The organism is Endozoicomonas sp. SCSIO W0465, from assembly GCF_023716865.1.
Lineage (GTDB): Bacteria > Pseudomonadota > Gammaproteobacteria > Pseudomonadales > Endozoicomonadaceae > Endozoicomonas.
Genome location: NZ_CP092417.1, coordinates 3,771,796 through 3,794,682 on the forward strand (window position 1 = coordinate 3,771,796; position 22,887 = coordinate 3,794,682).

At 47.4% G+C, this 22,887-nt stretch carries 18 protein-coding genes; 7 read left to right on the forward strand and 11 right to left on the reverse strand.

Annotation, left to right across the window (positions count from 1 at the left end; genetic code table 11):
- Positions 1–118 precede the first annotated feature (118 nt).
- The gene (locus MJO57_RS16940; RefSeq protein ID WP_252017417.1) at positions 119–661 is read left to right on the forward strand and encodes a 2Fe-2S iron-sulfur cluster binding domain-containing protein; all 543 of its coding nucleotides are present in this window, start codon (positions 119–121) and stop codon (positions 659–661) included.
- A 17-nt stretch (positions 662–678) separates the two neighbouring features.
- Here MJO57_RS16940 and MJO57_RS16945 read toward each other — a convergent pair whose 3' ends face one another.
- The 3 genes from MJO57_RS16945 to purE form a co-directional block, all read right to left on the reverse strand.
- The gene (locus MJO57_RS16945) at positions 679–2,154 is read right to left on the reverse strand and encodes a hypothetical protein (RefSeq protein WP_252017418.1); all 1,476 of its coding nucleotides are present in this window, start codon (positions 2,152–2,154) and stop codon (positions 679–681) included.
- A 232-nt stretch (positions 2,155–2,386) separates the two neighbouring features.
- Entirely contained in the window at positions 2,387–3,535 is a 1,149-nt protein-coding gene (locus tag MJO57_RS16950; protein WP_252017419.1) for a 5-(carboxyamino)imidazole ribonucleotide synthase, read from the reverse strand.
- Between the two features lie 11 nt (positions 3,536–3,546).
- Positions 3,547–4,029: a 5-(carboxyamino)imidazole ribonucleotide mutase gene (purE, locus tag MJO57_RS16955; protein WP_252017420.1), complete on the reverse strand. Its 483-nt coding sequence runs from the start codon at positions 4,027–4,029 to the stop codon at positions 3,547–3,549.
- A 257-nt stretch (positions 4,030–4,286) separates the two neighbouring features.
- On the opposite strand from purE, the gene MJO57_RS16960 reads away from it, so the two are divergent.
- The gene (locus MJO57_RS16960) at positions 4,287–4,745 is read left to right on the forward strand and encodes a hypothetical protein (protein ID WP_252017421.1); all 459 of its coding nucleotides are present in this window, start codon (positions 4,287–4,289) and stop codon (positions 4,743–4,745) included.
- Between the two features lie 124 nt (positions 4,746–4,869).
- Positions 4,870–6,270, forward strand: a complete 1,401-nt coding sequence (locus tag MJO57_RS16965) for an IS1380 family transposase (RefSeq protein ID WP_252017422.1) — start codon at positions 4,870–4,872, stop codon at positions 6,268–6,270.
- A gap of 182 nt (positions 6,271–6,452) precedes the next feature.
- Here MJO57_RS16965 and MJO57_RS16970 read toward each other — a convergent pair whose 3' ends face one another.
- A complete protein-coding gene (locus MJO57_RS16970) occupies positions 6,453–7,010 on the reverse strand; it encodes a hypothetical protein (protein ID WP_252017423.1) in 558 nt (185 codons plus the stop codon).
- Positions 7,011–7,297: 287 nt separating this feature from the next.
- Between MJO57_RS16970 and MJO57_RS16975 the strand changes: the two genes are divergently transcribed.
- Both MJO57_RS16975 and MJO57_RS16980 read left to right on the forward strand, forming a co-directional pair.
- Positions 7,298–7,516 carry a hypothetical protein gene (locus MJO57_RS16975; RefSeq protein ID WP_252017424.1) on the forward strand — a complete coding sequence of 73 codons (219 nt, stop codon included), beginning with the start codon at positions 7,298–7,300 and terminating at the stop codon, positions 7,514–7,516.
- A gap of 390 nt (positions 7,517–7,906) precedes the next feature.
- On the forward strand, positions 7,907–10,030 hold the full coding sequence (locus MJO57_RS16980) for a carboxy terminal-processing peptidase (RefSeq protein WP_252017425.1): 2,124 nt from the start codon (positions 7,907–7,909) through the stop codon (positions 10,028–10,030).
- Positions 10,031–10,097: 67 nt separating this feature from the next.
- Here the strand turns inward: MJO57_RS16980 and MJO57_RS16985 are convergent, their stop codons facing one another.
- From MJO57_RS16985 to MJO57_RS17000, 4 genes are all read right to left on the reverse strand, one after another.
- Positions 10,098–11,354: a glycine betaine/L-proline ABC transporter ATP-binding protein gene (locus MJO57_RS16985; RefSeq protein WP_252017426.1), complete on the reverse strand. Its 1,257-nt coding sequence runs from the start codon at positions 11,352–11,354 to the stop codon at positions 10,098–10,100.
- Positions 11,347–12,246, reverse strand: coding sequence for an ABC transporter permease (locus MJO57_RS16990; RefSeq protein ID WP_371924886.1), 900 nt, complete (start codon positions 12,244–12,246; stop codon positions 11,347–11,349). Before MJO57_RS16990 ends, MJO57_RS16985 begins: the two co-directional genes overlap by 8 nt.
- 150 nt (positions 12,247–12,396) lie before the next feature.
- Complete coding sequence (locus MJO57_RS16995; protein ID WP_252017427.1) at positions 12,397–13,407, reverse strand: ABC transporter substrate-binding protein; 1,011 nt, start codon at positions 13,405–13,407, stop codon at positions 12,397–12,399.
- Positions 13,408–13,750: 343 nt separating this feature from the next.
- Positions 13,751–14,230 (reverse strand): MarR family winged helix-turn-helix transcriptional regulator, encoded by a 480-nt coding sequence (locus MJO57_RS17000; protein WP_252017428.1) that lies wholly within the window; start codon positions 14,228–14,230, stop codon positions 13,751–13,753.
- Positions 14,231–14,503: 273 nt separating this feature from the next.
- On the opposite strand from MJO57_RS17000, the gene MJO57_RS17005 reads away from it, so the two are divergent.
- Together MJO57_RS17005 and asd are read left to right on the forward strand one after the other, a co-directional pair.
- Positions 14,504–16,480, forward strand: coding sequence for a choline BCCT transporter BetT (locus MJO57_RS17005; RefSeq protein WP_252017429.1), 1,977 nt, complete (start codon positions 14,504–14,506; stop codon positions 16,478–16,480).
- Between the two features lie 326 nt (positions 16,481–16,806).
- The gene (gene asd / locus MJO57_RS17010; RefSeq protein ID WP_252017430.1) at positions 16,807–17,658 is read left to right on the forward strand and encodes an archaetidylserine decarboxylase; all 852 of its coding nucleotides are present in this window, start codon (positions 16,807–16,809) and stop codon (positions 17,656–17,658) included.
- A gap of 154 nt (positions 17,659–17,812) precedes the next feature.
- Here asd and MJO57_RS17015 read toward each other — a convergent pair whose 3' ends face one another.
- The 3 genes from MJO57_RS17015 to MJO57_RS17025 all read right to left on the reverse strand — a co-directional run bounded on the left by MJO57_RS17015 (position 17,813) and on the right by MJO57_RS17025 (position 22,877).
- Positions 17,813–20,209, reverse strand: a complete 2,397-nt coding sequence (locus tag MJO57_RS17015; protein ID WP_252017431.1) for a hypothetical protein — start codon at positions 20,207–20,209, stop codon at positions 17,813–17,815.
- A gap of 278 nt (positions 20,210–20,487) precedes the next feature.
- Positions 20,488–21,045, reverse strand: a complete 558-nt coding sequence (locus tag MJO57_RS17020; protein WP_252017432.1) for a hypothetical protein — start codon at positions 21,043–21,045, stop codon at positions 20,488–20,490.
- 20 nt (positions 21,046–21,065) lie between these two features.
- Positions 21,066–22,877, reverse strand: coding sequence for a hypothetical protein (locus MJO57_RS17025; RefSeq protein ID WP_252017433.1), 1,812 nt, complete (start codon positions 22,875–22,877; stop codon positions 21,066–21,068).
- Positions 22,878–22,887 lie beyond the last annotated feature (10 nt).

Genomic DNA, 22,887 nt, shown 5'->3' on the forward strand with positions numbered 1-22,887 from the left:
GCATCTAAGGGTAAAGTTTTCTCAAAAAGAACAGAACTCTATTTTGGCAGTTACCCGTTGCAGGTTGTAAACTTGCACACCACATTCACTCTGCAATTCCATTATCAGGGGTCTTTCTGTGCCGGAGATTCAGTTTCAGGGCAGTAGCTATTCGCTTGATGAGAACGAGAACCTTCTGGATGGATTATTACGCCAGCATGCCCGGGCGCCCTATTCCTGCCGGGCCGGAGTTTGTCACTCCTGCATGCTGCGGGTTACTGCCGGAAGTGTGCCTGCGGAAGCCCAGTCTTTGCTTACTCCAGAACAAGTCAAAAAAGGGTATATTCTCGCCTGCCAGACCAGGATTACTGAAGATTTAAGCCTGACACTGCCAACCCGTGATGAAGTGCCCGGTATTCTCACGGAGTTGAAAACCATCAGTTCAACGGAGGTGAGTATCAAGGTATCTACCCGCCTGCCCTTTGACGTTTCTATTGGCGAGTATATTACCCTGGTATCCGATGAAAGACTTGAGGCCAGTTATCCGGTAACTGGCTGTAGCGAAGATTTACAAACGCTGGCATGTTCCATTACCCGCTCCGCCGGTGGCAGCCCGTTCAGTGCCTGGATTCATTCTAGGGCAAGAACCGGCGACCACCTGATCGTGATCAAGAAAGGTTAACAACAACTCACTACAATTCACTCTCTGACCGGTAAGGCATGCAGGGTTTTGTCGTGTCCCATTCTTTCCGGGTCGACATAACTTCTTGAGAACCTATCACTGGACATACAACCGGTTTCAACATTAATCAGGCTGAAAGCAGGCTGACGAACCACCTCCTGAAAGGCGACAGTACCATCTGGCATTATCACCGAGTAAGCAAGATAGGCATCTATCAGTCCATGGGTATAGTCAATACCTTCCGTCTCAAAGCCCTTCAATATCATCACCTCACCGGCCTTACAGCCCAGTGTGATTTCATCACCGGGTACAATACTTTTAATAATGGCCGGGTGACGGCTGCCCAAGGGGAATTGAATACTGCCATAGTAGTAATTCTCACCGTTGCCCTGAGGTGCCACCAGCACATCCCAGAAGGCCATTACATTGATAAACTCCCGCCCACGATGATCCTTGACAATATTATTACCGTGCTCACCTTTATCCAGATATGAGCCTGCCACCTTGAAACGCCGGGCAATGGCCTGATCAAAGTTGATGATTCCGGGGGCCTGTTCTGATGCAATCTGATAAGCAATGGGGCGACTGGGCAGGATATTGATAGCCGTCCGTTTGATCTGCTCTGCTTTTTCTGATTCAGATGTATCTTCTGCCAGCTGCAGCGCCTGTTCCACTCTGGCTTTTTCCTCTGCTATACGACTCTCTTCAGCTAACCTGAGTTCTTCTGCGCTGGCTTTCTCTTCTGCCTCGCGCCGCTCTTCCGTCAGCCTCTGCTCCTCAATTTCCTGCCTTGCCCGCTCCGTTGCCAGACGGGCCTCTCTGGTACGGGCTATTCCTGCCTGTTCCTCTTCTTTATTCTCTACTGACGTTTCTTCACCAGGCTTTACATTTTCATTGTGTAAACTCCCTGAAGCTGGTCCTTGCTGTTCCTTCTTCTTAACAAGCTTTCTGGGTCTGGTAATGTCTACTGGTTCCTGAGCTTCTGAAACGTCTGTAACGACAGTTGTGTGATGATCAACGATGATCTCATTTCCCACCTCAGGCTTTAATGCGCTTTGCTGCTCACGCAGCTCTACCTGCTCTTGTTCTGCAGTGGCTATAGTCTGTGAGGTAATCGGAACTGCCATTTCCATCGCTTTGGCTTCCGAATCATTTTCGCTGACCAGTCGCACTTCTTCATTCAGTTCTTTTTCTGCCAACCGAGTGTCCATGAACTGCAGAAAAGTTTCTCCCTGAAGCGGATCGGTAAGATCAAGCGAGGCAACCTGTTTATAGAATTCAAAGTCCCTGGACACACTGAGATCCTGCGGATTTCGGTTCACTTTTCTGCTTTTATGCCAGTATTTTTCCCCGGAGTCCCCTTCAGCCAGAACCGCATAGGGAGACACAATATTGTGATCATCCCTATCGTAGGCTTCTGTGTTTTTCCCATGGACAATGATCGAAAAGGCAGCGATAAGCAATGCGGCAGGCAGAACAGTTAAGGCTGACATGCCAGCAAAACCTGTACCCGGATTTCTCATGAGATCTGCACCCATATCACGTAATAGAAGAACATTGCCCTATAGCATGAGAGCACCTGAGCAAAGAGCTTCTGCAATCAACAAAGTGGTATGAGCATAGACCACGAAAAAAAATCATCCATAAACCTGAAGTTTTTTCAATACACAACTATGTTATAAATGTGAGTTATGCATCTGAAGAAATCTGCTAAGCTGTAGTGAATTAGTCTTGAGATAGATCCCGACCTCGCCGGGCAACTCCCGGGTAATATTCTTCAGGCAAAAACGCCGAGAGAGCAACCAGCATTTCACCCAAAGCCTCTTCTGACTCAGCCACCAGATTGATATGACCCATTTTTCGACCGGGGCGCTGGCTTTTGCCATACCAGTGACTGGTCACATTGGCCACTGACAACACTTCAGCTGGAATTTCGGGCTGCCCCAGAACGTTAATCATGGCACTGGGGCCGATTGCTTCGGTAGTGCCAAGGGGCAGACCAGCAACGGCTCTGAGATGATTTTCGAACTGACTGCACAGGGTTCCCTGCTGCGTCCAATGGCCAGAGTTATGCACACGGGGGGCGATCTCATTGACCATCAACTGGCCATCCACATCGAAAAACTCGATGGTCAGTACTCCGACATAATCCATTTCAGAAGCCAGCTTACTGAAGGCCTCCACTGCCTGTCGGTGAATATCGGTAGAGATGGATTTAGCAACGGATAACGTCAAAACACCATGGGTGTGCTCATTCTCTGTCACCGGATAAATTGCCATATTGCCAGCCCTGTCCCGGGCACCAATGACCGAGACTTCCCGTTGGAAGGGAATCATTGTTTCAGCAATCATGGAATGGGGTGCATTGATACTGCCAGCAGCCAGGAAGTCCGACATTTCCGACCAGATCTGCTCAACATCACTGCCCGCCTTGATCCACCACTGACCTTTGCCATCATAGCCGGCCTGACAGGTCTTAATGACCAGTGGCAACCCCAGCTTCCCGATAGCCAGATCAAGGTGTGAACGATTGGTGATCAGCTGGTAAGGGGCACAGGGCACACCGATTTTATCCAGCAACGCTTTCTCAATGCTGCGATCGCCGCCGACTTGAATCGCCTGCTTACCGGGATACAACTTGCCAGAGGCTGCACACTGGGTTAGCACCTCATCTGGAATATGCTCAAACTCAACAGTGATGGCATCACACTCGGCAATAGCCTCTGAGAGAGTCTGTTCGCTGCTACGGAGCGTCAAAGGGTGCATCAGCATCCCGGAATCAACGTCATAGGCGATGATATTGATATTCAGCGGTGCGCCTGCAAGACTCATCATGCGTGCCAGCTGGCCCGCACCTAATACTAGAATGTTCATACTGCTCATTATCACTCGGCAGGATCAGGGTTCGCCAGGACGGTTTCGCTTTGCTGCTTTCTAAAAGCATCGATTTTGGCCTGAAGCCCGGGCTGCTGGCAGCCAAGGATCTGTGCTGCCAAAAGGCCAGCATTAGCTGCTCCGGCCTCGCCAATGGCCAGAGTGCCCACAGCAACACCTTTCGGCATTTGACATATAGACAGGAGGGAGTCAATACCATTCAGTGCTTTGGATTTAACAGGCACCCCCAGTACCGGTAGACTGGTAAATGCGGCAGCCATTCCCGGCAAGTGCGCAGCTCCCCCTGCACCGGCAATAATCACTTTGATTCCCCGGGCAGCGGCCTGAGAGGCATAATCTGCCAGTAATTGTGGAGTGCGATGGGCAGAAACGACCTTTGTTTCGTAGTCGATGCCGAACTTTTTCAACATTTCAACGGCATGCTGCATCGTAGGCCAGTCGGACCTGGAACCCATTATAATTGCAACGGTCATAACCACTCCTTAATTTGAGCGAGCAATAGTAGCACATATAACCGGAATGCCTTCAGGGAAATTTAAAATCTTGCTTTTGTTATTTTTTAATAACCTGGATCTAAACGAGACAATTATAAACAGTTTCGATTTTTGATATTTCTATATAATACAAAACGTTAGATTATTTCTGTGAACAGATAATACTAAAGTGTAATTTAAGTTTTATTTATCATTACATACATTAACTGAAATTGATCTGAACAGGAGTACAGATTATGGATGGTTTACCCGGTAGAAGAATGCCTATACAGACACAGGCTCCAGGAAAAGCTGGAGTGCATGGCCGACGAAGAGCAAATGCAGAAGCATTTCGTAAAAATGCAGAAGAATTACATAATAAATTGACTAAAAAAATTCCTGATCAAAGACAGACAGCACATAGTGGGAAAGATCTTTCCAGCCGTAAAATTGCCTGGATTGAAAAGGTGAAACATCATCTGAATATATTCGCATGCAATTTTAGCCTGAAACTTCATCTATATCTTGATAACGAGGGGCGACAAGCTCTTATAGATTTAAAAAAGGAATCAAAAGCAGAGTTGCAATCCATTAAACTAAAACAAAATGTAGCAAAAGTGCAGGAAAATATGACGGATGGGCAGTACGGAGACGCAGCTCGAGGAGTTGGGAAGGCTTTCCTGAATTTACTTAAAATAGGGAAATATCAGCTTTAGAGTTTGTTCGCATTAACGGACACTTAGCCCGAATATTTCATAAATAAGAGCAGGTTCCGCCCAATCACCTGATATGATTGGGTCGACCAAAAAAAGCTTCGGAAGAAGCAATCCGGAACCTGCTATGACGAAACATACACAAGAAACCCTTCGTTTTCACCCTGTTAATGGTAAAACTGTCAGAGCTGACTTTAACGGAGGAGAGTTGTCCTCCGATTTTGGCGCGCTGTTACTGCATGAAATGGCCATCCGCAGTGAGCTAATTCCCCGGCTCGTCAAGGCAATCCAGGACAAACGACATCAATCCTATATTGACCATTCCATGCAGGATCTTCTGACGCAACGAGTGCTTCAAATGGCCTGCGGATATCAGGATGCCAATGACAGCAACCACTTGCGTAAGGACCCGATGTTCAAGCTGGCTGTCGGTCGCAGTCCTCTGAATGCCGAGACCCATCTGGCATCAGCCCCCACATGTTCACGACTCGGGAAGGGCTTGTCCCGCAGGGATATATACGACCTGGCCTACGCCTTTGCAGAGCATTTTCTCAGCAGCTATAAAAAACCGCCCAAGCTGGCAGTCATTGATCTGGACCACACAGCCAGCCTGACCCACGGCGCTCAACAGTACAGCTTGTTCAACACCAAATACGGCAATACCTGCTATTTGCCACTGATGATTTTTGAAGGCTTGAGCGGGAAGTTGATTACAGCCATTCTGCGGCCAGGGAAAACACCCTCAGGACGGGAAAATGCCGCCATTGTTAAACGTCTTTTGACGCTGATCCGGCAGTCATGGCCGAAAACACAGCTCATCATCCGGGGAGACAGTCACTTTTCCCAGCCGGAGCTGATGCGCGTTGTTGAGCAGGATAAAGCTGCTGATTACGTGCTGGGTAAAGGCGCTGGGCATCCAACGGCCTTACGGCCAATGTCGGATGAAAGCATGGCGGAAGCTCGCCTCTGCCTGCAAGCACGAACAGCTTACGCTCGATTGAATAAGTTACCGATACCTTACCGAGTGCGTCTGTATGGCGAGGCACAGTATCAGGCGAAGAGCTGGAAAGGGCTGGATACACGTGTCATATATAAGGCTGAAGTGAACCAGATGGGTGATAACCCTCGCTTTGTTGTAACCTCCATCAAGAATGCCTCGGCCCGGTGCATTTATGAGCAGTTCTATTGTCCCATAGGACAGGATGAAAACTACATCAAACACCTGAAAAATGATCTGTCCTGTGATCGGACATCGGATATGAGCTTTCGGGCGAATGCATTGCGTATGTACTACGCCTGTGCCGCGTACGTTCTGCATTACGAAATGAGAACCACTGTATTGAAGGATACAGAGATGCAGAGGGCTCAGCCTTCAACAGTGATCGCCAAGCTGTTCAAAATTGCCGTTAAGGTGGTGGAGTATAAAGACCGAGTTAAGTTACATCTGCCCAGCAGTAACCCAATGAAAGTGTTGCTACAACGAGTGACGGAAGCTTTTGCTGCCATTCCAGTTCTCAGACCGGGATAACAGACACAGCATTTCGGTTGGGGAGGCGTTTTATTGGATCAGCTGAAGGAGGTTGAGGGTTCGGTGCGCCTGGTGTCAGGTAAATCGTTATGTTTTTTGACATAAAGCCATGGCGGGACGCAATATCAATGCAGAAAAATACGCTGCTACGATTTGGCAGGCCATGTTTGTTCAAAAAAACATCAGCCGTTCGAGTTGTAGCAGCGTTTATGAAACATTCGGGCTAGCAGCCGACAAATTTCTTTAACGGAACTGGCTAAAAGATCACTGTCGCAAGGAGGTTTGATATCCGATTCGGTGACTGTGCTGTCAATAGCCACAGTGCGCCCTTTTTCAATACCCTGATCTTTAGCGGTCATTAGCTGACAGTTATTAATCCGTTCCCATGTAGATGCAGTAAGAAGGCTGATGAGCCCATGCAAACTGGAGCGACTGGGGCGCTGGTTTGGTTCGAGGCGACAAAAGTCTCGAAAGAGCATGGAGCCCATCAAAACAAACGACAAGTAGACATAATCACAATTCAAATACTGTTTCAGGAGTGCCGCACGAAGAACGGATTCTGCTGATAGTCCGTTCCGCCCAGTGTTCTGTTTATCACCAGAACTTAAGTCCTCATAAATCCAGTCATTGAACTGTGGATGGGCATCAAGCCATTGCGAGATACCGGAAAGCTGGGAGCAGATTTCATGAGGTACGTAATGAAGTTCCATACTACACTGCGGGTTGCGTTTTTTGCGCATTTGGAGTCCTCTGTTTTTGGCAATCCCTTATGTTTCTTGCTCTTGGGAAGTTTAGTCGCCAGATAGCAGTAGGGCTCCACTTAATTTTTCAGGATAAAATCTACAGTTTTCAATTGGTTGTGTTTTTGGACGAGAACTAGCTACTTACATAGGTATAGCACTGAGCGATCAGATCGGTAGTTGATACAAGAACACGTTTAATTTCACCCATCGAGTACTTTTCTATCGCGCAAACCCGCGTCATACGTACAATTTCAGACTCCACTTATTCGGCCAATATTGCTAACATGAGAAATGTCAATGGATCCGCCACCATCAAAGGCTATCTCATGAAGCTCGAAGCCAATAATCGGCCAACACTGCGCCCAAACTCAAACTCCAAGAACGTCTTTTCAATTCATCACAGCACGATCAATTCGGTTAAGCCATTACTAAAGGCATGTACAACACTGCCTGCTTCAAAGTCATTTGATGAGACCGGCGGGTATATCAAAGGCTATAACTGATCTCATCCCTGCCTTAAAACCCGCACAGAATGGACACAGTAGATAATTTTCTGTGTCCGCTTATTTGTTCACTGTAAAATCCGTCCACCACCCCTCCAACCAAATGAGCCATTGATTTTTTCCAAAAGCCTTGTTGGAATAGAACTTATTCAAACATTTTACTGGCTAAGGATTAATAGCCTGATTTACATAAGGTTGTCAGAATATAAAAGCTTAACAGCTGTCATCCACCAGGTGACTGTATTATGCTGTATTCATCCTCACAGGATACTCAAGAGTTTGACAGCCTGAGCGATGACTTGAGTAATGGAAAGTGTCTTAGCCGTTAGGTTACTACTGAGCCAGGAAGGCACACTTGAACAGACAGAATGACACGGAGCTAACGCCTCTATGATATCGAAACTGCAGCCAGCCAAAAGAATGAAGACGTTCTTTTCAGCGCTGCTTTTCACAGTGCTTCTCACCGGCAATCTTGCTCAGGCCGCCGATAAGGACATCAGCCAGCCAGTACCAACTCTGACGCCTAATCTGCAGCAGGCTATTGCCAGCGTTCACGTTGTACAACTTCTTTCCAGAAGCCACTATCGGAAGATCCCCCTTGACCAGAGCAATATGGAAAAGGTGTTTGATCGCTACCTGGATCGACTGGACCCAAACCGCAGTTTTTTCCTTCAGTCTGACATTCGGGAATTTGAGCCATACCGAAAAAAACTGGGAGACTCTCTGAAAAGCGGCGACCTCAATCCAGCCTTTACCATCTTCAACCGCTACCGTGAACGAGCAGAAGAGCGGGCACGCTTTATGCTTAGCCAGTTAGATCTGGGCATTAAAGACCTGAATCTCAAGAAAAATGAAGAGCTTGTGATTGAACGCAAGGATGAGCCCTGGCTTGCCAGCAGGCAAGCCCAGCAATTGCTTTGGATCAAGCAGCTTAAAGACAGCATATTAAGCCAGAAGCTGAACAATAAAACCGACGAAGAAATTATCAACCAGCTGCATAAAAGAAATACCAATCTGCTCCGCAGGCTGCACCAGAGCAAAAGTGAAGATGCCTTTCAGACGTATATCAATGCCTTCGCTGGCATCTACGATCCTCATACCCAATATTTTTCTCCCCAGACGGCGGAAAACTTTGATATCAACATGAGCCTCTCGCTCGAAGGTATCGGCGCAGTTCTATCTGCAGAGGATGAATACACCAGGGTAGTCAGTGTTGTGCCCGGCGGTCCTGCAGAGAAAGCAGGCCAGCTGAAGCCTGGAGATAAAATCGTCAGCGTTGGCCAGGGCAAGAAAGGTAACCTCGAAGATGTGGTGGGCATGCGTCTGGATGATGTCGTTAAATTAATTCGAGGTACCAAACACACCCTGGTTCGCCTGGAGATTATTCCCGGCAGCAGTAATGACAGCAATACCCGGGTTTACGAAATTGTCCGGGATCGGGTCAAGCTGGAAGAGCAGGACGCAGCCAGCAAGATTATCGAAGTGCCGATGAATGGTAAAACCAGCCGCATCGGGGTGATAGAGTTACCAACCTTTTATATCGACTTCAAGGCTGCCCAGGCCGGCGATCCCGACTATAAGAGCACCACCCGTGACGTTCGCAGGCTGCTGGAAAAATTAAAGAAAGAGAAAGTGGATGGCCTGATTATCGATCTTCGCGGTAATGGTGGCGGCTCACTGCAGGAAGCCAATGAGTTGACCGGGCTATTTATTGATACAGGGCCTACCGTTGTCGTTCGTAATAATCGGGGTCGCTCTGAACGACAGGAAGATCCGGACTCAGAGCAGCTCTACGACGGCCCCATGGTGGTCATGATTGACCGCCTCAGCGCTTCCGCTTCAGAAATTTTTGCCGGAGCCATGCAGGATTATGGCCGGGCACTGATCGTTGGCAGCCAGAGTTACGGTAAAGGTACCGTGCAAAGCATTCAACCACTGAACCATGGACAACTGAAACTTACGCTGGCCAAATTCTACCGGATTTCCGGCCAGAGTACGCAGAATCGCGGGGTTATACCCGACATCATCTTCCCTTCCCTCTACGATGGCCGGGATATTGGTGAGGACACGCTGCCGGATGCACTGCCATGGGACAATATCTCACCAGTATCCTACAGACCTTATGCAAATTTCAGTCCCTACCTTCCGGAGCTACAGAAAAAGCATCAATACCGCACCTGTAAAAATGCTGATTTTGTTTACCTCCATGAGATGAAGGACTATTTCCAACAGTATGAAAACCAGAAGAAGGTTTCACTGAATAAGGAAAGACGACAGCTGGAGTTGCAAACCATGCGCAGCCAGCGACTGGCCATTGAAAATCGCCTGAGAAAAGCCAAAGGCCAGCCGCTACTGAACAATCTGGATGAACTGGAGAAGATCAACAATCAGGAACTGGAACAGAAGAGAAAAGATAAAGAGCCTGATGCCTTTCTGCAGGAAACCGGTATTATCCTGACCGACATGGTGAAGGCTACCAATAATAAACAACTCTTCACCCGTCGCTCTGGCTAGAACCAGTCTTCACTTATTAAAAAGCCCGCCATTGCGGGCTTTTTAATGTTAAGCAGGGTGCTCATACTTAGCGGGGTGATTGCGTTGATGCCAAGAGACTGTCTGAGAATACCTCCTGGTGATTTGTGGAAACATCCCCGAGTACTTCAGCAAGACTGGAACGGGAAAGTTGTCCCTGTAACTGCCCATCATCGTCAATAACGGGCAGTGGAAAGTCGGTATCCAATGTATCCGGAATCACTGACTCCAGAATAGAGTCTGCCTGAATAGCCGGAACCGTTTCTATCAAGATAGAGCTTACCTTCTTGTGACTCCCCTTCTCAACCGCCTGCTCAAGCGTCTGCTGCAGAATAACACCCTGATAACCATCATCGTTAACGTAATAACCAAAGCCCTCGGAAGTCTTTTTCATCTGACTCAGCGCTTCATCAATGGTTTCTGCCGTAATCCGGCAGGCCGGTGGCTTCATCACCGTTTCTACCGTCAAGGCCCGGGCACGGTTTACGTCTTTAACAAACGCTTCAACATATTCAGTAGCCGGACTCAACAGAATCTCTTCCGGTACCCCCTGCTGCACAAGCTCTCCATCTTTGAGAATGGCGATGCGGTCTCCCAACCTCAGCGCTTCATCAAGGTCATGAGTGATAAAAACAATGGTTTTATGCAGCTTACTCTGCAGCTCAATCAACTGATCCTGCATTTCACTGCGAATCAGTGGATCCAGAGCCGAGAAGGCTTCATCCATCAACAGAATCTCCGCATCGGTACAGAGCGCCCTGGCCAAACCCACCCGTTGTTGCTGACCACCCGACAGCTGTGAAGGATACTGCCGCTCGTAACCTGCCAAGCCAACCGTATCCAGCCACTGTGCCGCTTTCTTCAGTCGCTCTGCTTTAGCAACGCCCTGAACCGAAAGCCCATAAGCAACATTGTCGATTACTGTACGGTGAGGCATCAGACCAAAACGTTGAAAGACCATGGACATCTTTTGTTGCCGGAAGTTTTCCAGCTCTTTGGCTGTAAACCGGCTGATATCGATGCCATCCACCAGAATCTCCCCCTCAGTGGGATCAATCAAACGATTAAAGTGGCGAATCAAGGTAGATTTTCCTGATCCGGAAAGCCCCATGATCACAAAGATCTCACCCGACTTTACCTCCAGATTGATATCCCTGAGTCCAAGGGTATGGCCCGTATCGGCCAGAATCTGGTCTTTGGACTCTCCCTGATGAACCCGGGGCATCACCTTGTCTGGTTGCTTTCCGAATAACTTGTATAGCCCTCGAATCTGAATCAACGGCTTACTGCTTTTACGTTCATGCATGCTCAGCGCCCCCAAGGTGTTTCTGGGTTCTGCGGGCATATGCCTGAGAAACCCGGTCGAAGATGATTGCCAACGCCACAATGGCCAGACCATTTAACAATCCCAGCGTGAAATACTGGTTAGTAATGGATTTCAACACTGGCTGCCCAAGGCCTTTGACGCCAATCATGGAAGCAATCACCACCATAGCCAGCGCCATCATGATGGTCTGGTTAATACCGGCCATAATGGTCGGCATTGCCAGTGGCAGCTGGACACCCCATAACCTTTGCAAAGGACTGGCACCATAGGCAGTGGCGGCTTCCAGAACCTCTTTATCCACCAGACGAATCCCAAGGTTTGTCAGTCTGATAACCGGGGGAATGGCATAAATGACAACGGCGATTACCCCCGGAATCTTGCCAATTCCCAGCAACATCACGACAGGAATCAGGTAAACAAATGCAGGCATCGTCTGCATAACATCCAGCAGGGGCGTCACTACTTTCTGAACCCGATCTGAACGGGCCATGGCAACACCAATGGGAATGCCCAGCACCAGGGAGAGCAAGGTACATACTGTGATTACACTCAGGGTTCTCATGGTATTTTCCCACATACCAAAGTACCCAATTGCAAGGAGTGAAAAGACAATCCCTGAACACAGCTTCCAGGAGCGGCTGGCCGCATAGGCCAACCCGACAATAATACTGAGAACCAACAACCAGGGAGAACTGATTAACAGTTCTTCAAACCAGACCAGGAAAGAGAGTAGCGGATCAAAAAATGACTCAATCAAATCACCATATTCACGGGAAAATTCCCGGTAGGCACCATCCAGCGTTTTCCTGATGGTAATGAGGTCACCTCGTTCCATTTCCGGGAACTCGGTCGCCATGAAATCGGTCGCCATGAAATCGGTCGCCATGAAATCGGTCATCCGGGATTCTTCAGCCATACACCTTAGCCCTTGTTTAAATAAAGAAAGAAGATGGCTGCGCTCGTGTTACCGCACAACCACCGATCTCCAGAGATCGCTTTCTTGAAACGAAAGCGGCGGGCATCAGAGGGATGCAAGCCCCTGCTTTACTTTTTTAACAACCTCAGCAGACAGCCATTGGGACCAGGTGGACTCATAGTTGATCAGGAAGTGCTCCATCGCCATCTCACCATCAGCTTGATTATCTTCCATCCAGGCCAGTAGTTGGTTCATCTGCTGATTGGTAAAGGAGCGTTTGCTCAGATACTCATAAGCTGCCGGTGCTTTTAACGCAAACTGTTCAGTGGTGACGGTTTTCACTTCCGACGGCGGATACATGGTCACTTCAGGCGACTCACATTCTTCTTTAGTGGTACAGTTGATGAACTCCTGCTTATCGATACCGGAGCCAAAATCAACTTTAACCATTTCGTATTTGCCAAGCACGGCTGTTGGAGCCCAGTAATAACCAAACCACGCTTCTTCACGTTCATAAGCCTTGGCAATGGCACCTGACAAACCAGCACCAGAACCCGGATCAATCATTTCAAAGCCAGACTCTTCAAGATTGAGTGCCCGGAACAAATTACCGGCACTGATCTGACAGTTCCAACCGGCAGGACAACCATAGAACGCTGACAGCTTAGCGCTCTCCGGATGGGTAAACATGGCCGCCTGCTTTTTGATACCTGCAATGGTTTTCAGGCTCGGATCTTTTTCTATCAGATATTTCGGGACCCAGAAGCCTTCTTCACCACCATCGGAGAGAGACATTCCGGCATAACGGAGACGCTTTTCCTCAACCCCTTTATCCAGAGCCTTCTTCATCGAGTTGCTCCACATCTCTGGCGCAACATCAGGCTCCCCTTTTTCGATCATGGAGGTGCCCGTCGGCATCGTATCTCCGGGAATCAGCTCAGCCTCACAACCAAAACCACTTTCCAGAATGAATTGATCCACATGGGCCATCAGTGTTGCCGAATTCCAATTCATATCGGCAATGGTAACGTTGCCGCACTCGTTGGCAGAGATGGCAGCGGACAAGGGCAACGACAGGGCAAGCAGGGTTCCAGCCACAAATTTATTCTTCAGCATTTCTGTACCTGTTTTTTTAAAGTCCTTTCCTGGTGCCTGATAGCGCTCTCTCCAATCCATGGATTGATGTGAAAAGCCGGGTACAAGAATTTATGCTCCAGTGAAATTTCTACAATCAACAAGCATAAATTATTAAGCCCATTTTCCAGCATCAATGACTCGTCAGTCCTTTCCCGGACACCGATAGGATCAATAACTTACACTTCTAACTATTAGATTTCAAATTACTTTGACGATTTCCCCAGCCACTCCATCCAAAAGAAGACTAAAAAACAACCAAACGAGGAAGCTGACCGGGAATAGTCTGCCCCACTGCGGTGGCAGTCTATTCTCGGTCAGCCCCCTATGGCTCCGTCCCACCGATATCCAAAAGCGGTGCAGCATCAATAGACTCAGCGTCCATCATGGCTGCAACCCTTTGCAGAGAAGAAAGGACTTGTGTTTTTTCCCAGGGCTCCAGAGCCTCAAAACGTTCAATAAACTTTTCATGCAGCAGCGTGGGTGCAGTTGCCAGTACCGAGCACCCGAGTTCAGTTAACCGCGCGTTAACAATTCGCTTGTCACTGGCACTTCGAACTCTCTCAAGATACTGCCGCTCTTCCAGCCGGTTGAGAATTGTGGTCACTGTGGCCTGACTTAGCGATACATCCTGAGAGATCCGTTTAACCGTTACATCACCCAGATCGTTAATGGCCTTCAATACCATGATTTGTGGTGTTGTCAGGCCGCAGGCCTTGATCATGCGCTTTGAGTGCAGGTCCGTTGCCCGGATTATGCGTCTTAGTGTAATAAGTACATCAGTCCAATAACATGTTTCAGTCATACAACCTACTCATCCTGCTCATTAAAGAAAGAGATTTTAAATAACCCGCGTACTTATTTGCCACATAGCAGACAGCAAAACAAACATAATTTGATATCAAATAATTTGATATCAAATAATTTGAGCTGTAATATATTTCACCTAGACTTCTTATAAGTCTGTAAACAGGATCTTCTTCATGTTACCCCCCTCAGAGCGTTGACGTCTCTCTTGCACATCGTTCCAAATTCAAACGATCAAATTGACTTTGACCATTCAGCAAGAGCATGCAATATGTCCCAACCGGAAAACCCGATGCCTTCCGGGCAAATGATCAATCCCCCCGTATTTTTTGGTTCAGCCATTTTAATACTTATCCTGGTGGGTTATACGGTTTTTTTCCCTGAAGATGCCAATAACCGATTTACACATCTGCAAATGAGCATCATGACCAACGTCAGCTGGTTTTATGTCATGGCCGTGGCCCTGATTCTTTTGTGCGTGGTATTCCTGGGCCTCTCCCGTTACGGGGATATCAAGCTCGGCCCGGATCATGCAGAACCTTCGTTCAGATTTGGCTCCTGGTTTGCCATGCTCTTTTCCGCCGGTATGGGGATTGGCCTGATGTTTTTTGGTGTAGCTGAACCGGTGATGCACTTCCTTTCACCACCACTGGGTGAACCGGGCACCATCGAAGCGGCTAAAGAAGCCATGAAACTGACCTTTTTCCACTGGGGTCTACATGCCTGGGCGATCTACGCCATAGTGGCCCTGATCCTTGCCTTCTTTGGTTACCGGCATCATTTGCCACTTACTCTCCGTTCCGCCCTTTACCCCATTATTGGTGACCGTATTTACGGCATTCCCGGCCACACCATTGATGTGTTTGCCATATTGGGCACCATCTTTGGTGTCGCAACCGCACTGGGTTACGGAGTTTTGCAGGTTAATTCCGGGCTAAACTACCTTCTTGGTATTGACATCAGCACACAGACACAAGTTATTCTGATTGTGGTCATCACGGCACTGGCCACCATTTCTGTCGCAACAGGCCTTGATAAAGGCATCCGACGCCTGTCAGAAGTAAACCTGCTCCTGGCACTGATGCTGTTAGTGATGGTGGTACTGCTGGGACCCACCGTCCTGCTGTTGCAGATGTTCGTGCAAAATACTGGTGGTTACCTGTCGGACATCGTCGGTAAAACCTTCAATCTTTACGCCTATGAGCCCACCGAGTGGCTTGGCGGCTGGACGTTGTTCTATTGGGCCTGGTGGCTCTCCTGGTCACCGTTTGTCGGTATGTTTATTGCCCGTATTTCAAGGGGCAGAACAATTCGTGAGTTTGTTACCGGCGTTCTTTTCGTACCTACGGGCCTGACACTGATCTGGATGACCGCTTTTGGCAATACCGCCATCGACATGATATTGAACCGGGGAATGGCCGGTTTGGGGCAGGCCGTAGAAACGGATGTACCCATCGCGCTGTTCAAGTTTCTGGAATATTTCCCGTTCTCAAATTTACTCTCGATAATCGCCATTGCCATGGTCACCATCTTTTTTGTCACCTCCTCCGACTCAAGTGCCATGGTTGTCGATATGCTGGCCTCCGGAGGCAACAGTAAAACACCGCTCTGGCAGCGAGTGTTCTGGTCCAGCCTTATTGGTGTCGTAGCCATGGTACTGTTATTGGCAGGAGGTCTGCAGGCCCTGCAAACGGTGACCATAGCCTCTGCCCTGCCCTTTTCTATCGTTCTTCTGGTTTCGGCTTATGGCTTGCTAAAAGCACTGGCTGTTGATGCTGCCAAGAGAACCAGTCTGGAAAAAACGACATTGACGCCCAAAGTGGGGTACAAACCGATACCGTGGCAAAACCGCCTGGCAACCATGGTCAGCTTCCCTCGCCGCTCTCATGTCAACCGCTTTATTCAGGATGTTGTGCTCCCCACTATGGAATCTGTCGCATCAGAACTCAGTAAGCAGGGCGTAGAAAGCACGATTCAGCTGGATACTGAAAAGCAGATACCCAGCCTGGTGGTTCTCCACGGCGATGAAGTAGATTTTTTTTACAAAGTGACTCCCCGTTCCTATCTTCAGCCCAGTTTTATGCTGGACGAAGACGATGAAGAAGAGCGCAAATATTTCCGTGCCGAGGTTTTTCTGAGAGAAGGCGGCCAAGGTTACGACATTATGGGCTGGACCAGTGATCAGGTAATTAGCGATATTATTGACCAGTATGAAAAGCACATGCATTTCCTTCACATGGTTCGATAAGACCAGGCAAGAGATCATCAACTCAAATTCGCCAACAGCGCTTATCACACATATACGAGCCGTTGATAACGTGTCTTGATGGTCAAAAGGCATTGATATCGCTTATTGAGAAGTGAAGAACTTCAGCCTGAAATGGCTATTTATTAGTACCAAAGTAACTTTTTTCTCTTTTCGCTGTCTAACCTCTCAAACACTCACAGAAAGTGCTCACCATGTCCTTTATGCCCTGTTTACACCGAATGGTATTGACGAGCTGCATGCTACTGACCGCAGCCATCAGTTTTTCCGACAGTCCTATAGCTGAGCAGACTGCTGTTCAGCCTGAAATGAACGACAGTATCCCCTCCTACCTGCAAAGAGTGCTACCTCACCAATTGATCAACTGTCTGGCTTACCACATCGCTGAAAAGCAGTGGCCGTGGTTTAAAAATCATTTAATCACCGACTTCATTGCCAGAAATAATATCGATATGAGTGAAGCTCTCCATGAAAATCCAGAGCACTATCGAAGCTTTAATGACTTTTTTACCCGCGCTCTTAAGCAAGGAGTCCGCCCGCTTCCTGAAGACCCGGATCTGATCATCAGCCCGGTAGACGGTACCATCAGCCAGATAGGTCCTATCGAAAATGACCGGATTATTCAGGCAAAACACCATAATTACAGCCTGTCTGCCTTATTTGCCGGTGATAAACAGCTGGCCAGCAGATTCAAGCATGGCCAGTTCAGTACTATTTACCTTTCACCAAGTGATTATCATCGTATTCATATGCCCACCAGCGGGACCCTGCAACAAATGATTTACGTCCCTGGTTCGCTTTATTCCGTGAATGCTGCAACGACAAACGATATCGAAGGTTTATACGCCCGCAACGAGCGGGTCATCAGTATTTTTGCAACCGATGTTGGAGAGATGGCTGTCATTATGGTAGGAGCCATGGTCGTCGGCAGTATGGAAACTGTCTGGGCTGGACCAGTGAAACCAAAGTCACGCCAAATTACATGGCAGTCCTATAAAGACAGAACTGTTTATCTCAAGCGGGGTGATGAGATGGGACGATTCAAATTGGGATCAACAACTATTGTTCTGTTTGCTAATCCGGAAGTACGCTGGTTTGAATACCACCAACCAGGCAATAAGATCAAAATGGGAACTGCCATTGGCAGCAAACTGGATTAACCATGAAAACTGCTTTTTTCAATGAATACAAAGAGAAGCTAATTTTCATGGCTAATAACTTCCAATCTCAGCAGCACTAACAACGTCATTAACAACACCTGAAGTGATCAATCTGCTTCGCCGCATTGATAAAGACGATTCCCCCCAGGCTCATTTATAAATATGTGTCGTCAAGATCCTCCTTAAATGGAACTTTAGTACCAATAGAGGTACTAGGGCTAAACTCAAGGCTGGAATCCTGATAAGAAGCACGTAAGGGGTTTTCATCCGATGATGAAAAACCTTCCCCACCCTCAAACATTAGAGAGCCTCTCACATTGGAGTCGTGGTAAGTATCAAGATCTTCTGCTTCTACCAGCACACCACGAGCGCCCCCACCAAAACTTGATGTTATCATTTCGCTCGATAAAGTGCTCGACTTCGTAGAAACATGTCTTTCTTCATGTTGAACGTCAGTAGAACTGACTTTCTTGCTGGCGTTTTCAAGCGACTCTGTTTTTGCCTCCAAAGACCGAAGTCTGGCCGCGCTATCTGTATTCGAGCTTTTCATCTCAGAAACTCCCTGCGTTATCTGTTTCAACAGTGTATCAACCTCGGAATGTCTGAGTTTATCCAGAATGTCCGTAAGTTTCTGTAAATTACTCTCACAATCATTTATATTTTGCTTGTTCATATCAACCTCTCGTCGTATCTCAAGCAATTCCTGTTTTATTGAACTCAGGCCTTTAAGTTGACTTCGTAAATTCAGAACCTCAGTTTTCGCTTCAGAAATTGCCACGGTTTGCCTATCGAGTGTTTCCACTCGTTTCTGACTCTCTCGTTGAGATTCAGCTAATTTTCCATGCAGCTCTTTAACCTGGTGACTCAGACTATCAGTCTGCATTTGTGCTTTAATTTGTTGTTCCTGAAGCTTGGCAATCTCTTGCTCTTTCACTTCAATATTATGGCGAAAATACTCGCGTTCTTTAGGATTACCCTGGGATTTAGCTGTATTCAATTCCCCATTAAGACTACTTATTTCGTTTTTCAGATCACCTATCGTTTTCTCATACCCCTCAATTGATGACAAATGAGAGCGAATTGATTGTTCCTTACTACGAATCTCTTGTACAAAATTATCAACTTCTTTCTGATGACTTTTCTGCTGCTGTTCCAGGCTCTGCTGCAAGGCATTATTATGGATTTTGACACCCTCAAGGTCAGTCTGCATGCGACCCATACCACTAAGTTCTGACCGCTGAAGTTGGATATGTTGTGATAAATGTTCAATGTGATCTTGATTTTTTTTCAGCTCATTCCTCAGGTAATCGACCTCACCTTCCTTCAAATCAACTTTAGCTTGTAAAGAGGCAACGTCCTGTTTCGCCTGATTAAGCGTCACCTGACATGTTTCTAATTTAATCTTTAGTTGCTTGGCACGTTCTGACTCGTAATTTTTTTCGCCATCAACATTGGTAAGCTGGCTTGATAAGGTGTGTACCTGTGTCTGTGTTTTTGCAAGTTCTTCTTGTGCAGCTGCCAGCGAACGCTTTGAGTCAGCCAGTTGTGCCTCCATGTTCTTCAGACCAGCAGCAGATCTGCTCAATTCAGCATGCAACCTGGACCCATTTCTCTTATGGGAGTCCAGCTCTTCAGCTAACCGGCTATTTGCTGAATTGACTGCAGACAACTCCTTTTGGCCTTGTTGAATCTCTCCGTTCAACCAATCAATATGACGCTGCTGGTTCTTATTGGTCGTTTCCAACTCTGACATAGCCTTTTTCAGCTGAAGCTGTTCAATACCCAGCTCTTTCATTTTACTTTCAGCAGTGACTGCGTGCTCCATCACATGATCAAGCTGAGTTGACAGGTTTTCATTCCCAGTTCGCATCGATTCCAACTGCGTTGTAAGTTTATCTGCTTCACCCTGAGCCTTATTCCATTCAAATTGAGCCAGCTCTAACCGGCTGCTCACCTCCTTGAACTCACTCTTTATATCCTTAAGAGCCTCACCCTGCCTTTTATTTAGGGCAATTAATTCATCCCTTTCACGCCGTAACGCCACTATTGCCTGTTCACCCTTAGCGTGCGACTCTATCAGTTTTTCTGCCGTATGAGTCAGACGTTGACCCCTATCCTCAGCCATTGAGGCCAATTGCTCCGTAGTCAATAATTGACTCAGTCTCTCTGGCGTAACATCAGCTCTGTTCGCGTAGCTAGCATATTGTTGACTTTGTTGTTGACTCTGTTGCAACTGTTCACCGGCATCACGAAGTGCGGTGCGAAGCTCGTGTATCTCCCTCGTTTGTTCATGGCTATGTTCCTTCAGCATAGAAAGAGCACCATGGTCAACAACACAGCCTTGAAAAGGAGAGCTACCAAACGATGGCCCCTGCCCAACTGAATAGTGATGTCCTGAAAGATGAGGCGCACCAGCTTCATGATGAGCTACGCTGCTCCCTGCCCAGGAAACTGATCCTTGCCCCGGTTGAGGAGCACCCGCTTGTACCCCAGTAGATAAACTGGATTGTGACATCGCTGGAGGAAGCGTCATGCCATTGCTATGAATCATTTATTACCTTCTCTTTTGTTGGGCCAAAATAACACTCCTTTGAGAAAAAAAGCTGGCGAAAGTTGCATTGGTTAATATTTTTTTTAAAATCAAAAAATTACGTTTTAATTTCATTCTCGGATAAACAAGGCATTCGCCTGACCATCCATCTATACAGTCCCAAAGTCAATGGTGTAAGGTATTCGGGAGCCAATAGCGCGATCATGAGTTAAAGCAATGAACAACCCGAACGGGTACTACCACCGGGTCCGGGCTTCAGGTGAGGTTTTCAGGTAATCTTATCCCTTCCGGTTGAGCCAGCCTGAGGTCTTCCGGATCGGATCGGCAGCATCAGTTCCCTTTCCCCGTGTCCATGTGGCGATGGGTTTCATTCCATATCGAATCATCGGTTTAGCTCCATAATCGACAACAAGGTTCAGGAATTTTTCGAGGAACTTATAGGGCCATTTCACTAAAGCAATCATGGCACTATTCAGCAGCCCCCTGGCGGCTACCTTATCGGTACTGGCCGCTGATAAAGCCTGATCTGTTGGTCGCGGATCAATAACTGACTGGTCATCTGCCTGTAAAAGCACACGCTCTTTCTGTTGATCAGGCATCGGCAGCGTTGATAACGCCACGTTGGCATGAACTGACGCTTCCTCAATAGCTGATGGCTGGTTCAACAAGGGCAACAATGACGAAGTCACGGATTCTGGTAAAATCTCTGTTTTTAAAGAGTCCCGGTCTTGCCTGGTTGCCAGCGTATTTGGAGCGATCGTATGTAGTAAAACCTCAGGGTATAGAAGGATAGAGGTGAAAGCATCTGTTTCACCGGTTGCTTGAGATGATGCCATCCTTTGAACTGCTCCTGGCATTAACGCTTTACTGTAACATCCTGCGTATTTTCATGCCGACTATGAACCGGAGCGTTTTCCGGACTCAACAACACTAGCTCTTCCAGTTCTTCGAAATGACGCAATTCAATTTCAGACAGATCCTGCTGCTGCCTATCAAGCTGCCTTTCGATGTCCACTTTTTGAGTTGCCAGATCGTTATTGGCAAAAAATAACTGTCGATTTTTGGTGGCCAGGTCAGTGAGTTCCTCTTGTAGTGTAAAATTCTTTTCAAGCAATTCACTCTTTTCCTTTTCATGGGACATTATTTGTGATTCAAGGTATTCAACTTGTGATTCAAGGTATTCAACTTTGTCTCTCCCGCAACGACCTTCAACAATTTCCTTCTTAGCCATTTCCTTGACAGCCTGAATACCAGATAAATCAGAGCCCTGTTCAATCAGTGCATTCTGAGATGAGTTTACAACTGATGAGTTAACCCCAATAAATTCCTGATCCTCTATTACTCTGTCTTTTTCAGCCACGCTTGCTTCCAGAGTTTCAAGCTTTTCCGTCAGCCGGGCTATTTCTGCACTCTTCAATACTAACTGCGCTTTTGCCTCTTTTTGGTATCGATGCAATTGTTTATTTTCTTCCTGGTGATGCTGCAGCAATTCCTGATGTTTTGCATGCAACTTCTCTGCCAGGTCTACTGATTCATCAAGAAGATGCTCCAGTTGCTGTTTATGAAGTCCAATCTCCAGATTGTCGACTTCAAGCTTATCAATGCGAGATTGAAGTTCCGTATTTTTATTTTCCTGCAACGCCTGGTACTGACTGATTTCTCCAAGAAGCTTCTGCACCTTCTCCTCGTTCTGAACGCTGACACTATGCAGGTGACCTTGATGGAGCGCTTCTGACACTTCCATTTTACGATGATGCTGCGCCTCTAAATCTGTCATTTCCGATTGATGTTGCTCCTCCAGAGTGCGTACCTCTGCTTGATACCTGACCTCTAAATCACGCATTTGCTGTTGGTCTTCAGCCAATTGACGCTCAATAGAGCGAATTTTATCAGACTGCTTGTGACTGGCCCGGATATTATCTTCAATGGTCTGATCATGTTGCTGGCGGGCAGCTTCAAGCGCTGTAGTGAGCTCTTGAATGCGTAACGATTTTTCAACCAGTTGTTGGTCCAGTTCGACTTTTAAAGCCTGATAACTTGCACGGCCATCAGCATTCTCGCACTCAAGATTGTCTGCGCGTCTGACTTCACGTTCAATCAGAGCATTAAGTTCATGATTTCTGTTCTGTTCCTTGGTTAATTCTTGACCCAACAGCTGTGCCTGATCGGCAATTTGATGATTAAAGCCCTTTAACTGACCCGCGTAGACTTTCCAGAATGACAACTGGTCTGAAAGTTTTGCATTCGAAGACTCAAGATCCTGCTTGTGCTGCTCAAGCTTCCGGGCATCCTCAACCTGCTTTTCCGCCATTGGCAAGAGCTTTTGCACTGGCTCTTCAACCTTGGTTATCTTGCAGAGCAAGAGTTTTAGACCTCTGCCGGCATCATAGGTCAGGGAGGCAGGAATCAGTAACGGGCTAAGTACAATAGAGACAAGGTAACCAAACGGACCAAGCTTACCAACAACCCATCGACCCCATTTGATAAAACTGGGTTTGTTAAAGCCCAGATCATCAACCGCAGCCATGGTCGTTATATGAATCGCGTTGGCTCTATCGGTTATATCCTTGATAGCGGATGAATGAACCATATCTGTCCCGGCATTAGCAACAGCGACAGAAGCAGCGGCAACAGTACTGACCGAATTGTTAACAGGTTCAGTAGCCATAATTATTCCC